Origin of the sequence: Dyella sp. 2HG41-7 (assembly GCF_021390675.1) — a bacterium.
Lineage (GTDB): Bacteria > Pseudomonadota > Gammaproteobacteria > Xanthomonadales > Rhodanobacteraceae > Dyella_B.
The window spans coordinates 3,508,732-3,523,136 of the sequence record NZ_JAJEJV010000004.1; the positions used below are offsets into that span (position 1 = coordinate 3,508,732).

At 59.4% G+C, this 14,405-nt stretch carries 13 protein-coding genes; 8 read left to right on the plus strand and 5 right to left on the minus strand.

What is annotated here, in order from left to right; all coding sequences use genetic code 11:
• Positions 1–13: 13 nt before the first annotated feature.
• The 3 genes from nrdR to L0U79_RS17335 all read right to left on the minus strand — a co-directional run bounded on the left by nrdR (position 14) and on the right by L0U79_RS17335 (position 2,801).
• Positions 14–544 (minus strand): transcriptional regulator NrdR, encoded by a 531-nt coding sequence (nrdR, locus tag L0U79_RS17325; protein WP_233843474.1) that lies wholly within the window; start codon positions 542–544, stop codon positions 14–16.
• 26 nt (positions 545–570) lie between these two features.
• Positions 571–1,824 carry a serine hydroxymethyltransferase gene (glyA, locus tag L0U79_RS17330; RefSeq protein WP_233843475.1) on the minus strand — a complete coding sequence of 418 codons (1,254 nt, stop codon included), beginning with the start codon at positions 1,822–1,824 and terminating at the stop codon, positions 571–573.
• An 80-nt stretch (positions 1,825–1,904) separates the two neighbouring features.
• Positions 1,905–2,801, minus strand: a complete 897-nt coding sequence (locus L0U79_RS17335) for a DUF817 domain-containing protein (protein ID WP_233843476.1) — start codon at positions 2,799–2,801, stop codon at positions 1,905–1,907.
• Between the two features lie 225 nt (positions 2,802–3,026).
• Here L0U79_RS17335 and ettA point away from each other — a divergent pair, with 225 nt between their 5' ends.
• The 4 genes from ettA (at position 3,027) to L0U79_RS17355 (ending at position 8,932) form a co-directional block, all read left to right on the plus strand.
• The gene (gene ettA, locus L0U79_RS17340; RefSeq protein ID WP_233843477.1) at positions 3,027–4,688 is read left to right on the plus strand and encodes an energy-dependent translational throttle protein EttA; all 1,662 of its coding nucleotides are present in this window, start codon (positions 3,027–3,029) and stop codon (positions 4,686–4,688) included.
• Between the two features lie 180 nt (positions 4,689–4,868).
• Positions 4,869–5,681 carry an orotidine-5'-phosphate decarboxylase gene (gene pyrF, locus L0U79_RS17345; protein ID WP_233843478.1) on the plus strand — a complete coding sequence of 271 codons (813 nt, stop codon included), beginning with the start codon at positions 4,869–4,871 and terminating at the stop codon, positions 5,679–5,681.
• A gap of 234 nt (positions 5,682–5,915) precedes the next feature.
• Positions 5,916–7,913: a serine protease gene (locus L0U79_RS17350; RefSeq protein WP_233843479.1), complete on the plus strand. Its 1,998-nt coding sequence runs from the start codon at positions 5,916–5,918 to the stop codon at positions 7,911–7,913.
• A 188-nt stretch (positions 7,914–8,101) separates the two neighbouring features.
• The gene (locus tag L0U79_RS17355; RefSeq protein WP_233843480.1) at positions 8,102–8,932 is read left to right on the plus strand and encodes an undecaprenyl-diphosphate phosphatase; all 831 of its coding nucleotides are present in this window, start codon (positions 8,102–8,104) and stop codon (positions 8,930–8,932) included.
• Between the two features lie 21 nt (positions 8,933–8,953).
• Here the strand turns inward: L0U79_RS17355 and L0U79_RS17360 are convergent, their stop codons facing one another.
• Positions 8,954–9,853 (minus strand): DUF1444 family protein, encoded by a 900-nt coding sequence (locus tag L0U79_RS17360; protein WP_233843481.1) that lies wholly within the window; start codon positions 9,851–9,853, stop codon positions 8,954–8,956.
• A gap of 19 nt (positions 9,854–9,872) precedes the next feature.
• A complete protein-coding gene (gene def / locus L0U79_RS17365; RefSeq protein WP_233843482.1) occupies positions 9,873–10,409 on the minus strand; it encodes a peptide deformylase in 537 nt (178 codons plus the stop codon).
• 515 nt (positions 10,410–10,924) lie between these two features.
• On the opposite strand from def, the gene L0U79_RS17370 reads away from it, so the two are divergent.
• From L0U79_RS17370 to L0U79_RS17385, 4 genes are all read left to right on the plus strand, one after another.
• Positions 10,925–13,009 carry a carbon starvation CstA family protein gene (locus tag L0U79_RS17370; RefSeq protein ID WP_233843483.1) on the plus strand — a complete coding sequence of 695 codons (2,085 nt, stop codon included), beginning with the start codon at positions 10,925–10,927 and terminating at the stop codon, positions 13,007–13,009.
• 2 nt (positions 13,010–13,011) lie between these two features.
• Positions 13,012–13,200, plus strand: a complete 189-nt coding sequence (locus L0U79_RS17375) for a YbdD/YjiX family protein (RefSeq protein ID WP_233843484.1) — start codon at positions 13,012–13,014, stop codon at positions 13,198–13,200.
• Positions 13,201–13,321: 121 nt separating this feature from the next.
• The gene (locus L0U79_RS17380; RefSeq protein ID WP_233843485.1) at positions 13,322–13,807 is read left to right on the plus strand and encodes a DUF2127 domain-containing protein; all 486 of its coding nucleotides are present in this window, start codon (positions 13,322–13,324) and stop codon (positions 13,805–13,807) included.
• A gap of 105 nt (positions 13,808–13,912) precedes the next feature.
• A complete protein-coding gene (locus L0U79_RS17385) occupies positions 13,913–14,401 on the plus strand; it encodes a DUF2127 domain-containing protein (protein WP_233843486.1) in 489 nt (162 codons plus the stop codon).
• Positions 14,402–14,405: the final 4 nt, after the last annotated feature.

A 14,405-nucleotide genomic window follows, 5' to 3' on the forward strand; every position in this document is an offset into this window, starting at 1 on the left:
CATGCGTCAGCGCTCAACCCTTACGATGTCCGCGCTTCGCCGCAGCCACAGCCTCGCCCAACAGCGAAAGTTGTAAATTCTCCAACCCCGGCAAATCGCGCTCCAGCTTCTCGATTTCTTCGCGGAACGCATGCACGTCTTCGAACTTGCGATAGACGGACGCAAAACGCACGTACGCCACTTGGTCGAGCTTCTTCAGCTCGCGCATGACGAGTTCGCCCACGTGACGCGACGGCACTTCGCGCTCACCGCTCTTGCGCAGATCGTCGATCACAGCGCGTACCGCAGCGTCGACGTCGTGGCTCGCCACCGGTCGCTTCTGCAATGCGCGCTCGAAACTGGTGCGCAACTTGCGTTCGTCGAAGCTTTCGCGCCGTTCTCCGCTTTTTACGATGGCGGGCAGCTTCAGCTCGGCGGTTTCGAAGGTGTTGAATCGCTCGCTGCATTGCGGACACTCACGGCGACGGCGCACGGTGGCGCCGTCGTCGGCAAGGCGCGAATCGATCACGCGCGTGTCTTCGTGCTGGCAAAAGGGGCAATGCATCCGGTGAGGTGATTATGCCTTGCTGATCAACCGTAGACGGGGAATTTCTTGCACTGCGCCGAAACTTTCTCGCGCACGGCTTTGATGATGCTTTCGTCGGTCGGCGCATCCAGCACATCGCAGATCCACTGCGTAAGCTCGACCACGTCCGCTTCCTTGTAGCCGCGGGTGGTGATTGCGGGCGTACCCACACGCAAACCGGACGTGACGAACGGCGAACGCGGATCGTTCGGCACGGCGTTTTTGTTGACGGTGATGTGCGCCTTACCGAGCGCGGCTTCCGCATCCTTGCCGGTAACTTCGCGACCGATCAGGTCGACCAGCATCAAATGGTTTTCGGTGCCGCCGGAGACGACTTTGTAGCCGCGTTCGATCAAGGTCTTCGCCATCGCCTTGGCGTTCTTCACTACTTGCGCCTGGTAATCCTTGAACGACGGCTCCAGCGCTTCCTTGAACGCCACGGCCTTGGCGGCGATCACGTGCATCAGCGGGCCGCCCTGGATGCCGGGGAACACGATGGACTGCAGCTTCTTCTCGATCTCTTCGCCCGGATCTTTGGCGATCACGATGCCGCCGCGCGGACCGCGCAGCGTTTTATGCGTGGTGGAGGTGACCACATGCGCGTGTGGCAGCGGGTTGGGATACACGCCGGCCGCGACGAGACCCGCCACGTGCGCCATATCCACAAACAGATACGCGCCCACCTTATCGGCGATGGCGCGGAAACGTGCCCAATCCATCAGCTGCGAATACGCGCTGAAACCGGCCACGATCATCTTCGGCTTGTGTTCGACGGCGAGGCGTTCGACTTCGTCGTAATCGACCAGGCCCTGCTCGTTCACGCCGTACTGAACCGCGTTGAAGAGCTTGCCGGAGATATTCACCTTGGCGCCGTGCGTAAGGTGTCCGCCATGCGCGAGGCTCATGCCCAGAATGGTGTCGCCCGGCGAGAGCAGCGCGAAATACACCGCCTGATTGGCTTGCGAACCCGAATGCGGCTGCACGTTGGCGTACGTGGCGCCAAACAGTTGCTTCACGCGCTCGATGGCGAGGCGCTCGGCCACGTCCACATATTCGCAACCGCCGTAGTAGCGCTTGCCCGGATAGCCTTCGGCGTATTTGTTGGTAAGCACTGAGCCTTGCGCTTCCAGCACGCGCGGGCTGGCGTAGTTCTCCGAGGCAATCAGCTCGACGTGGTCTTCCTGGCGACGGGCTTCGTCGGCAATGGACTTGGCCAGGTCATCGTCATAGCCGGCAATCGTTTGATGCTTCGGGAACATTCGAGCCTCGTGGGGTGGCAGGGCGGGGTAAGTCTTGAAATTGTAACGGCCCAGGGGGTTGACGGCCACTTTCGGGCCGGTTAGGACCCCGCCTGGCCGCCTCCCGCCTCGCCTCCAGCCGCCGCCCTTCGGGTACGCGCTCCCCCAGACGCCACGGTGCTGACCATCACGTAGCTGATGATCATCAGCAAGAACCACGCGCCCAACTTCGAGACGGGCACGATGTGCCAACCGTGGTTTTGCGACGGGTAGCGCCAAGCCGCCGTAAACGTACCGACGTTCTCTGCAAACCAGATAAACATCGCCACGAGAAAAAACCCGAGCAGCAACGGCATGCGCCGATGCACGCGACGAATGCGGAAATACACCCATGTGCGTCCAAACAACACCGCCACGGCGACAAACAGCGCAAAACGCATATCGGGGAGAAAATGGTGCGTGAAGAAATTCGCGTAAATCGCTGCGGCCAAATACACAGTTGCCGCAAACGATGGATGGTTGGTGAATCGAAAATCGAACAGCCGCCACACGCGTGCGAAGTAACTTCCGACGGACGCGTACATAAACCCGCTAAACAGCGGCACGCCGCCGATACGCAGCAACGACGGTTCCGGATAGATCCACGATCCCATCGACGTTTTGAACACTTCCATCGCCGTTCCCACCACATGGAACAGCAAAATCACCTTCGCCTCTTCCAGCGTCTCCAGCTTGGTCGCGATCAAAATGCACTGGATCGCCAGTGCCGCCAAGGTCAGAAAGTCGTAGCGCGCCAGCGCCACGTGCTGCGGATAGAACGCCCAGCTCAAACCCAACAGCAACACCATGCTGCCGCCGAATAAACATGCAGAAGCCTGTTTCACGCCGAAGCAGATGAATTCGTGGAGAGCAACGGCGCCCCGACCACGCGAGCGAGCCCAGCTTCCGGCGCGCTTGTCCCACTTTTGCAATGCGCCCAATACGCCTGAGTAACCCATCGCTGTCATCCATGCCGGCTGGATGAAGCAGACTGGCGCAGCCGCATGGTCGGACCGGCGCAAAAAGTGGCGAACGGGTGGCCATCGGCTCGCAATACGGCGGCGAAAACCGCGCGCCTGTCACCGGCCCTTACCCATAAGCCGCTATAATGTGGGGTTTGAAACCCACGCTTGGCGTGCCGCCCATCCCTATGGGCCGGCCACGCGCACGCCCACGGAGCCAGCATGCAATACATCTACACCATGAACGGGGTCAGCAAGATCGTTCCCCCGAAGCGCCAGATCATCAAGGACATCTCGCTGAGCTTTTTCCCGGGCGCCAAGATCGGCCTGTTGGGTTTGAATGGCGCGGGCAAGTCCACCGTGCTGCGCATCATGGCCGGCGTGGATACCGATTTTCAGGGCGAAGCGCGCCCGCAGCCCGGCATCAAGGTCGGCTACCTGGCGCAGGAGCCGCAGGTCGATCCCGAAAAGACCGTGCGCGAAACGGTGGAAGAAGGCGTGTCGGTGATTTTCGACGCGCAGAAGCGCCTCGATGAGGTCTACGCCGCCTATGCCGAAGAAGGCGCGGATTTCGACAAGCTGGCCGCCGAACAGCAAGCGCTGGAAAACATCCTGGCCGTGAACGACGCCCACGCCCTGGAGCGCCAGCTCGAAGTGGCCGCCGACGCGCTGCGCCTGCCGCCGTGGGACGCCAAGATCGGCCCGTTGTCGGGCGGTGAAAAGCGCCGCGTCGCGCTGTGCCGCCTGCTGCTCTCCAAGCCCGACATGCTGCTGCTGGACGAGCCCACCAACCATTTGGACGCCGAATCGGTGGAATGGCTGGAGCACTTCCTGCAGGACTACCCCGGCACCGTGGTGGCGGTGACCCATGATCGCTACTTCCTCGACAACGCCGCCGAGTGGATTCTGGAACTCGACCGCGGCCGCGGCATTCCGTGGAAGGGCAACTACACCGAGTGGCTGGAACAGAAAGACCAGCGCCTGAAGCAGGAAGCGCAGCAGGAAAAATCGCGCCAAAAGGCGATCGAAAAGGAACTGGAGTGGGTGCGCTCCGCCGCCAAGGGCCGTCAGTCCAAGGGCAAGGCGCGTTTGAACCGCTTCGAAGAATTGAACGCGGTCGAATACCAGCGCCGCAACGAAACCAACGAAATCTTCATTCCGCCGGGCGAGCGCCTGGGCCAGGAAGTGATCGAGTTCAAGAACGTCACCAAATCGTTCGGCGATCGCCTGTTGATCGACGACCTGTCGTTCAAGGTGCCGCCGGGCGCCATCGTCGGCGTGATCGGTCCGAACGGCGCGGGTAAATCCACGCTGATGAAGCTGATCACCGGCGTCGAGAAGCCCGACAGCGGCGAAGTGAAGATCGGTCACACCGTAAAGCTCGCCTACGTCGACCAGTCGCGCGGCGCGCTCGATACGAAAAACAACGTGTGGCAGGAAGTTTCCGGCGGTGCGGACATCCTCACCATCGGCAACTTCGAAATTCAGTCGCGCGCGTACATCGGCCGCTTCAACTTCAAGGGCACCGATCAGCAGAAGATCGTCGGCAATCTATCCGGCGGTGAACGCGGCCGCTTGCATATGGCCAAGACGCTGCTACAGGGCGGCAACGTGCTGCTGCTCGACGAACCGTCGAACGACCTGGATATCGAAACCTTGCGCGCCTTGGAAGACGCGTTGCTGGAATTCCCGGGCTGCGCGATGGTGATCTCGCATGACCGCTGGTTCCTCGATCGCATCGCCACGCACATCATCGCGTTCGAAGGCGATTCGCACGTGGAATTCTTCCCCGGCAACTACAACGAATACGAAGCGGACAAGAAGCGTCGCCTGGGCGACGAGGCTGCGAAGCCGCATCGTGTGAAGTACAAGAAACTCGCATAAGTACGGCCGTTTGCGATTGCCTCCTCTCCCCGCCGGGGAGAGGATTGAGGTGAGGGGCCAAGGCTGGCCCCAAACCTCAAAAGAACAACGCTTCACTTCAACGACATCGCAAGATTGCCCCCTCACCCTACCCTCTCCCCGGAGGGGAGAGGGAATAAAGCGGCGGCGAGGAGAGAGACCATGCACTTCATGCAATCCCTGCACCAAGCATGGACCCGCAACAACTCCCTGGTCTGCGTCGGTCTCGATCCCGAACCCGCGAAATTTCCCGCGCATCTGAAAGGCCGTCCAGATGCCGTATTCGAATTCTGCAGCGCCATCGTCGACGCCACGGCCGATCTGGTCTGCGTGTACAAACCGCAGATTGCGCACTTCGCTGCGTTGCGCGCCGAAGATGCGCTGGAACGACTGATCGCGCACATCCACGCCAAGCATCCCGGCGTGCCGGTGATTCTCGATGCCAAGCGCGGCGATATCGGCAGCACGGCGCAGCATTACGTTACCGAAGCGTTCGATCGCTTCGGCGCCGATGCGGTGACGCTTAATCCTTATCTCGGTCGCGATTCGGTGCAGCCGTTTCTCGATCGCGCCGACAAGGGCGTGATTCTGCTCTGCCACACGTCCAACCCGGGCGCGGCCGATCTGCAGGATCTCGACGTCGGCGGCAAGCCGCTCTATCAACATGTTGCGCAGATCATTGCGCGCGATTGGAATACGCACGGCAACTGCGCGCTCGTCACCGGCGCAACCTGGCCGGAACAGCTTGCGCAAGTACGTTCGCTGGTCGGCGATGTTCCCCTGCTCGTTCCCGGCATCGGCGCGCAAGGCGGCGATGTGGAAGCGGTGGTTCGCAACGGTCGCACTTCGGTAGGCGCGGGACTGATGATCAGCTCTTCGCGCGCGATTCTTTACGCCGGAAACGGCGAAGATTTCGCTCAGGTCGCGCGTAAAGCCACGCTGGAGCTGCGCGATCTGATCAACCGTTATCGTTGATTCCCAGCCCGGAATCGCAAGGCCGAGACATCCGGCTGCCTCGAGCGTCGCAAGGAACTTCGGAGGCGACGGCGAATAGGCGCACGGTCGCGTCATTTTTCGCCCTGAACCAACCTCTGCCACATCCCCAAATGCCCCGCCGCTATGTCAGTATCTGGCGGAGATTCGGCGTGTCGCCGGTCGACATTCATACGAAGGAAACGTATGCGGGCATCCAACGGGTGGGATCGAAACGTGACTGCGAAATTCGCTCAGTTTGTGCAGAAGTGGTCGTTGGCGTTGTGTGTTGTCGTGATCTCGCTAGGCATGGCCGGTCGCACGCAGGCCGCCAGCCCCGATCCGAAGCTGGCGGCAAAAATCGACGCCGCCACGTTCGAAGTGGTCATTCCCCGGGGAAGCGACGATCCACTGACCTACGAAAAGCCTTTGCCGCTCGATCTGCTGCCGTACCAGGAGCGCACCGACAAATATTTCTCGATCGGCACCGCGTTTGCGTTGGGCAACAACCGCTACGTCACGGCAGGCCATGTGCTGATGGTCGGCGTCGGCGATCTGACCGGCGCTCCCGCGCTGCGCGATGCGAGCGGTCACGTGTACGCCATCGACAAAATCGAGAAGTTCTCGTTGCAGCAAGACTTCGTGATGTTCTCGCTCAAGGAGCAACCGAGCGGCAGCACCTCGTTCGACACCAACGCCAAGCCGGCGTTGAACAGCGTGGTCTACGCCGTGGGCAACGCACTTGGCACCGGCGTGGTGATTCGCGACGGCTTGTACACCTCCGACACGCCCGAAGACGAAAACGGCCGCTGGAAATGGATGCGGTTTTCCGCTGCAGCCTCGCCCGGCAATAGCGGCGGTCCGCTGCTCGATGAGGAAGGCAAGGTGATCGGCGTCGTGCTGATGAAATCGGCGAACGAAAATCTCAACTACGCGCTTCCCATCGGCGAAGTACTCAGCGCGCCCGACAATCTGGCGGTGATGGACAAGCGCACGTCTTATCAGTTGGATGTGCTCGATTACAACCAGAACGGCGTCTTCAAAGGACAATTCAAGCTGCCTGCCAGCTTCGCGGATTTCAGCGCCAACTATTTGAAGGCGTTCTACGGTAGTAACGATGACCAGCTGAAAGCGCTGCTGCAGCAACACAGCAACGATCTGTTTCCGCACGGCGCAGGCTCCAATCACATCCTGCACGACACGCCGGAGCTCAGCTTCTTTCCCGAGCTGATCTTGCACAATCGCAGCGGCGAATGGAGTTACTCCGGTCGCGAAGTCAATCGCATTCCGCTCAACGGCAACGGTTACGTCGCCGGCGGATATGTCGGACACAATTTCCTCTTTCATGTGCGTCGACCCGACGACATGAAGGCATCGGCGTTCTACAACGATCCGAAGCAGATGATGGATCTGATTCTAAAGACCGGCTTCTGGAATCGACCGATCGGCCCCGAGAAGATCAAGATTACCTCGATGGGCAATCCGACCACCAACACGACGTTTACCGATAACTGGCAGCGCCGCTGGAAGGTATTTATCTGGCCGCTGCCGTATATGAACGGCGAAATCGTGTTGTTCGCGCTGCCGGTGCCCGACGGTTACGCGATGATGATGCGCATGAATCCTTCCGTCGTGACGCACGACAGTATGATCGACATGAAAGCGCTGACCGACTTCTTCAACGTCGACTACGGCGGCACGCTTTCGCAATGGAAAGATTTTCTCGCTGACAAATCGCTGCTACCCGATGTGCTGAAAGACGCACGCATCGACATCGAAGACGGCAAGCGCTTCAGCTACGACTCCGGCAACGTAGCGTTTAGCTATCCGACGGCGCTCCAACCCGTTTCACTGGACAACCAGCTGGCCATCGGCGTGGGCTACTACGAGGACCACGGCAAGTTTGCGCTGCAAACCGGCGTAATCCAGATCCGCTTGAACAACACCGATCCGGATCGCATCAGCATCAAGCGTCATATCGCGCCCAGCCCCGACCTCGACGACAACTTCAAGGAAACCTGGGGCAAGCTGGTTCACAAACAGCATCCGTTCGACGGTGAGCCCTATAACGACGGCGACGAGATGGATATCGCCACCGTGATCGATCCTCCGAAGTCCGATGCGCCGTCCGAGCTTTACACCGCGTTCTACGGAACACAGGGCACACACAAACCTGAAGATATGAAGGCGAAGCTCACGTTGCTGACCAAGCAATTCAAGATCAAGGCGCCGTGAGATCGATTCGGTAGCACATCGCTCGGGAAGGGCGAAAAGGCCGCGAAACGCGGCCTTTTCGCTGAAAGGACCTCCGTTCCATTCTCGTTCGCAATACCCTCATCTTCATCCACGATAATGGCGAGCCGGCCGCTCGTGCAGCAGGGACTGCACCGGACATCGTTGACTACCCGATAAAGGATGCTTGCGTGAATTTGTGGTTCTTGTTGTTTTTGAGCGTATTACAGGGCGTCACCGAACTTTTCCCGGTCAGCAGCCTGGGGCATACCTTGCTGGTTCCGGCGCTGTTCGGCGTCCATATCGATAAACACGCACCGCAGCTCATTCCTTTTCTCGTCGCCTTGCATCTGGGCACGGCGTTGGCGCTGCTAGGCTATTTCCGACATCGATGGATCGCACTGGTCGGTGGTTTCTTTGCATCGTTAGGCGGACGCCGCAACGACGATGGCCACATGATGTGGGCCCTGATCATCGGCACGATCCCCGCGTGCATCGTTGGCTTGTTGTTGGAGAAGCGACTGGAGCTGGTCTTCAAAGATTTACGCATCGTCGCAGCGGCGCTGATCGCAAACGGTTTGTTGCTGTGGCTCGGCGATCGCATCGAGCGTACACGCACGCACAAGGCCCCCGAGAAACTCAGCTTTCGCCAGGCGTTTCTGGTCGGCTTGGCGCAGATTGGCGCGCTGATTCCCGGCTTCTCGCGTAGCGGTCTTACGATGATCGCCGGTTCCGCCACGGGGCTCGACAAAGAAAAAGCCGCCGAATTTTCCTTTCTTCTCGGCACGCCGATCATTCTTGCAGCGGGCCTGCTGGAGATCCCCAAGCTCTTCAAGGCGCCCGATCAACTCGGCAACGCATTGCTGGGCGGCTTGCTGACGGCGATCGCGGCGTGGCTCAGCCTGCACTTCCTGATGCGTTATTTCGAAGGGCGTGGGCGACTTGCCACATTCGGTACGTACTGCGTCATCGCAGGTGTCGTTTTTCTCGGCTGGTTTCTGCTGCATCCACAGCCGGCCTGACGGTTTCGGGCTTATAGCGATCTAGTTCAATGCCATGAGGCTGCCCGCATGCAAGCGAAATAGCCGTGGCGTAATGGGGTAGCTGGCGTGCTGGCAATCCTCAAACGCCTTCGCACGCAAATGCTCGATCGCAGCATTGCTGGAACCATCGGCGACAAGTAGCTCACTTCTCGACGGAATCGCAATCACAGGATCGCCATGCAGATTTAGGCGATTTTTCCAACGGTCGAAAATCAGAATCAGGCTGGCTTCGTAGTTCGTATCAAGGTGAACTGCAAAGAGATCGCCCTCTCTCTCAATCTGCATATTGGGGAGCAGCAACGAAAGATTGCGCACAGCCAAGTCGTGAATCTGATCCCGCGACAGCTTCATATCTGCCAGCGTCGACACGCTGACGAATTCCATCGCTTCCGGCGTGTCGATGACATACACCTCATAGAGACCGTCGGTCAGCTGACGCGTCAATACCACGCTGGGTTTGCGTGCGTTGGCGGTCATGCGATTGGACGTATCGATCCAATTTTTCCCTTTGACGGCCGGAAGCACCGAAGTCCAGTCATTCTCCGTGATCGACCTATTCTCGAACTTGTACACGTCGACGATGGCCGAAACATAATGAGAAATGATTGCTTCCTCGTCCTTCGGGTCGGCGCGGTACGCCAGATAGGCGTTGTCGAGATAGGTCACATGTGGACTGTGACCGCCGCCTTCGAACGTCACTGAAAAATCGGCCGCAACGAAGCGAAAATGCAATTGCGGATACAGTCGATTTGCGATGTCGGCATAGGCTAGGCCAAATGTTGCGCGATCGCGAACGGAAGCAGGATCGTCATGAACGTCGGCGAACGCTACGTTTGCGACAGCCATCATCAATGCCAAACACGCTGGTAACACCAGCCATCCGATCCCCCTACCGGACATATCGCGCTCCTTGTGGCGCTCAATCGTCGATCAAATTCTGCCCCGGAAACAACACATCGGTAAACCCGAACTTGGTGAAATCGGTGATGCGCGACGGATACAGACGGCCGATCAAATGATCGCATTCGTGTTGCACGACACGTGCATGAAAGCCTTCCGCGTTGCGATCGATACGTTCGCCTTTGGGATCGATGCCTTCGTAGCGAATCAGCGAATAGCGATTGACCGCGCCGCGCAGCCCGGGCACGGAAAGGCACCCTTCCCAGCCTTCTTCCATATCTTGTGACAACGGCGTGATCACTGGATTGAGCAAGATGGTTTGCGGCACCGGTGGTGCGTCCGGATAGCGCTCGGAGCTGTCGAAGCCGAAGATCACCAGTTGCAGATCGACGCCGATTTGCGGCGCGGCAAGTCCGACGCCGCCGGCATCGTGCATGGTTTCGAACATATCGGCGATCAGCGCATCGAGTTCGGCGCTGCCGATCATCGTTTCAGGCACGGGTGGGGCGACACGAAGCAGACGCGGGTCGCCCATCTTCAGAATCTCGCGAATCATGTCAACCTCACGCAGCAGTGCTTAAGTCTTTAGTGTGGATGCCAAGGCGTGAATCCAAGCCTTCCGCAACCGTTCGACGAACAAAAGTGCGGGTCGCGCATCAATCTGCCACGGATTCGGCGCAAGTTCCAGCAAGCGTCCCATCTGAAATGCGCTTGCGTTTTTCCACCGCTATGGCGTTGCAATAATCAGCGTTCGATCGCTTCGCGCTTTGTACTCAATGATGCGAATGAAAGGTTGGCTGCAACGATCAATCGCACAAAGCGGACAGCTTGCAGCGGGCATGGAAGCGCTTCCGGCAAGCGTATTTCCGATGGCGTAGTTTGCGGCCATGGTTTTTACTCCGCTTTCGCAAACTGTGCGGCGAGCTATTGACCGGCAACCCCGACAGGACGACCCTAGGCGCAGTCAGCGGCCCGCACGGATCGAACGGTACTGTTTGCCGCAGCGACGCGGTGCTGCAGGACGGAAGTCTTTGCGCGGGTGACATGAAGTCTTTGACTTGGAGAGCTTCCATGGAAACCACTGCAACAAGGCCGACCGGCATGCTTGGCAAGATCGTTTGGGGCGTCATCGCCATCATCGGCGCAGCCTGCCTGGCAGTCATTGCGCTGCGGCGAGGCGAACCGATCAACGCCATCTGGCTGGTGGCCGCCGCCGCCGCGATTTTTCTGATCGGCTACCGTTTCTACGGCAAGTTCATCGAACACCGCGTGCTGCAGATGGACCCCGACCGGGCGCCTCCCTCGGTGCTGCGTAATGACGGGCTGGATTACGTACCGACCGACAAATGGGTGGTCTTTGGACACCACTTCGCGGCAATCGCCGGTGCAGGCCCCTTGGTCGGGCCCGTGTTAGCGGCGCAGATGGGTTATCTCCCAGGCACCCTGTGGATTTTGTTCGGCGTGGTGCTTGGTGGTGCGGTGCAAGATTTCATGGTGCTGGGCTTGTCGGTTCGCCGCGATGCCCGTTCGCTCGGTCATATGCTGCGCGAAGAACTCGGTCCGTTGGCCGGCGTGGTCGCCATGTTCGGCCTGCTTGCGTTGATGATGATCGTGCTGGCGGTGCTGGCGCTGGTGGTGGTGAAAGCCTTGACGCATAGCCCCTGGGGCACGTTCTCGGTGGCTTGCACGATTCCCATTGCGCTGTTGATGGGCGTGTACCTGCGTTGGTTGCGTCCTGGCCGCATTTTGGAAGTGTCGATCATCGGCCTCGTGTTGCTGCTTTCCTCCATTGCCTACGGCGCGCATGTGGCGACGACGCCGTCGCTCGCGACGCTGTTCGATTTCAATGCCGCGCAGCTCGCCTGGCTGCTGATCGTTTACGGTTACATCGCATCGGTGTTGCCGGTGTGGTTGTTGTTGGCGCCGCGCGATTATTTGTCGACCTTCCTCAAGATCGGCACGATTTTGTTGCTGGCTATTGCGATTTTGTTCGCTGCGCCGCAATTGCAGATGCCGGCGGTGTCGCGCTTTATCGACGGCACAGGCCCTGTATTCCAAGGCCAATTGTTCCCATTCCTGTTCATCACCATCGCTTGTGGCGCGGTGTCGGGTTGGCATTCGATCATCGCGTCCGGCACCACGCCTAAATTGCTGTCGAACGAACGCGAAGCGCGCATGGTCGGTTACGGCGGCATGTTGATGGAAGCCTTCGTCGCGATCATGGCGTTGATCGCTGCGGCCTCGCTGCATCCTGGCGTGTATTTCGCGATGAATTCGCCGGCGGCCGTGATCGGCACGACGGCGGAACACGCCGCCACGGTGATCAGTCAGTGGGGTTTCGTCGTGACGCCCGACGATCTGACACGCACCGCGCATGATATCGGCGAAACCAGCATCTTGAGTCGCGCGGGCGGCGCGCCCACGCTGGCGGTGGGCATGGCGCAACTGCTGCACAACATCCTTCCCGGCGAGGGCATGGTGGCGTTTTGGTATCACTACGCGATCTTGTTCGAAGCGCTGTTTATTCTCACCACTGTCGACGCCGGCACGCGCGTGGGGCGCTTCATGATCCAGGAGATCGCCGGACTGGTGCACGAACCGCTGAAGAGCACCGAATCGTGGATCGGCAACGTGCTCGCCACGACGATCTGCGTCGCTTTGTGGGGTTACTTCCTCTATCAAGGCGCGGTCGATCCGCTGGGCGGCATCAACACCTTGTGGCCGTTGTTCGGCATCGCCAATCAAATGTTGGCGGCGATTGCGCTGATGCTCGCTACCGTGGTCACCATCAAATTGAAACGTGAACGCTACGCGTGGGTGCCGGGCATTCCCGCCGTGTGGCTGGTGGTGTGCACGGTAACCGCCGGTATCGAAAAGCTGGTCGGCCCGATCAGTTTCACGGCGGCCTCGCAGAAATACGCGGACGCGATGCAAGCTGGAAAATTGCTGGCGCCGGCTAAAAACGCAGGCGAGATGCAACGCATCATCACCAACAACAGCGTGGACGCGACGCTTACCGCCGTGTTTGTGCTGCTGGTATTGACCATGCTCGGTTTCAGCATCTACGCGATGGTGAAAGCATGGCGCAGCCGACTGCCGACGGCGCACGAAGCGCCACGTGTCGCGCTGGCCAGCATGGCGAGCAGGAGTTCATAACCATGACACTCTCCAAACTGTGGCATCGATTGGTGCAGACCGCCCGCCTAAGCTGCGGCGTGCCGGATTACGACGTCTACGTGGCCCATCTGCGCTCGCATCACCCGGAGCGCAAGATTCCCACCTATGCCGAATTCTTCCGCGAGCGGCAAACGGCGCGCTACAAGGGAACGGGCGGGCGTTGCTGCTGACCCCTGTCGTTCGTCACGTTGGAATCCCAAGGCCATGTCCATATGAAGACATGGCCTTGTTGTATATACGTGCCAGTGAAACGTTTCCCTTTACCCGAGCAAATCACGCAGGGCGTCTCACATGACCAAGCCCATTTCCGCCATCGAGGCACAACACAGTTTCGGCTTGCGCGTCATCGCGGTGTACAAGGCGATCAAATCGGCGTGCCTGATTTTTGTGGCCGTGGTCGCGTTCCATCTGCATCACGAACAGAACTTCGATCATCTGGTGCGAATGGTGGAGCATTTGCCGTTGCAAGACAGCATCGGTATTCGCTGGCGCCTGGTCGGATGGCTGGAAAAATTCGGGCCGCGAAAGTTCAATGCGGTCGGCGCCGTGGCGCTGGCCTATGCCGCAATCTTTGCAACGGAAGGCACGGGCCTCTGGCTGCGCAAGCATTGGGCGGAATGGTTCACGGTCGTCGCCACCGGCTCTTTGATTCCGGTGGAAGCCTACGAGATGTTTCACAAGTTCACGTGGCTGAAATTGGGGGCGTTCGTCGCCAACGTCGTGATCGTGATCTATCTGATTCGCATTGCGATGCAGCCGCATGGACGCAAGCCTTAACGTGCGCACCCGTTTGGCGCCCAAACCATCATCCACATGGCGGCAAGCGCCAAGCCGCGGTTAGACTTCACTCATCCACCTCAGCTATCGCCCTTCGCACCTAACATGACCAAGCCCGTTTCCGAGATCGAGGCACGACACAGCCTCGGCCTGCGCGTGATCGCCATCTACGAGGTGATCAAAACGCTGTGCCTGATCTTTGTGGCCATCGTCGCGTTCGGTCTGCACAAGGAACAGAACTTCGATCATCTGGTGTATGTGCTGGAACATCTGTCGCTGCAAGACAGCGGCGGCATGCGCTGGCGTCTGGTCGGATTGCTCGAAGACATGGGGCCCAGCAAATTCATGGCCATCGGCATCGTGGCGCTGGGCTATGCGGCGATCTTCGCAACCGAAGGCATCGGTTTGTGGCTGCGCAAGCATTGGGCGGAATGGTTCACCGTGATCGCCACGGGCTCGCTGATTCCGGTGGAAATCTACGAGGTGTTCCACAAATTCAACTGGCTGAAACTGGGCGCGCTGATCGGAAATATCGTGATCGTGGTGTATCTGGTGCGCATCGCGATGCAACCGCACGGGCGCAAGTCGCCGTGATGCG

What these genes read in the sequence shown, in the direction of transcription:
- nrdR (WP_233843474.1), bottom strand. Translation starts at nt 544, where the DNA reads ATGCATTGCCCCTTTTGCCAGCACGAAGACACGCGCGTGATCGATTCG.
- glyA (WP_233843475.1), bottom strand. Translation starts at nt 1,824, where the DNA reads ATGTTCCCGAAGCATCAAACGATTGCCGGCTATGACGATGACCTGGCC.
- L0U79_RS17335 (WP_233843476.1), bottom strand. Translation starts at nt 2,801, where the DNA reads ATGGGTTACTCAGGCGTATTGGGCGCATTGCAAAAGTGGGACAAGCGC.
- ettA (WP_233843477.1), top strand. Translation starts at nt 3,027, where the DNA reads ATGCAATACATCTACACCATGAACGGGGTCAGCAAGATCGTTCCCCCG.
- pyrF (WP_233843478.1), top strand. Translation starts at nt 4,869, where the DNA reads ATGCACTTCATGCAATCCCTGCACCAAGCATGGACCCGCAACAACTCC.
- L0U79_RS17360 (WP_233843481.1), bottom strand. Translation starts at nt 9,853, where the DNA reads ATGTCCGGTAGGGGGATCGGATGGCTGGTGTTACCAGCGTGTTTGGCA.
- def (WP_233843482.1), bottom strand. Translation starts at nt 10,409, where the DNA reads ATGATTCGCGAGATTCTGAAGATGGGCGACCCGCGTCTGCTTCGTGTC.
- L0U79_RS17370 (WP_233843483.1), top strand. Translation starts at nt 10,925, where the DNA reads ATGGAAACCACTGCAACAAGGCCGACCGGCATGCTTGGCAAGATCGTT.
- L0U79_RS17375 (WP_233843484.1), top strand. Translation starts at nt 13,012, where the DNA reads ATGACACTCTCCAAACTGTGGCATCGATTGGTGCAGACCGCCCGCCTA.
- L0U79_RS17380 (WP_233843485.1), top strand. Translation starts at nt 13,322, where the DNA reads ATGACCAAGCCCATTTCCGCCATCGAGGCACAACACAGTTTCGGCTTG.
- L0U79_RS17385 (WP_233843486.1), top strand. Translation starts at nt 13,913, where the DNA reads ATGACCAAGCCCGTTTCCGAGATCGAGGCACGACACAGCCTCGGCCTG.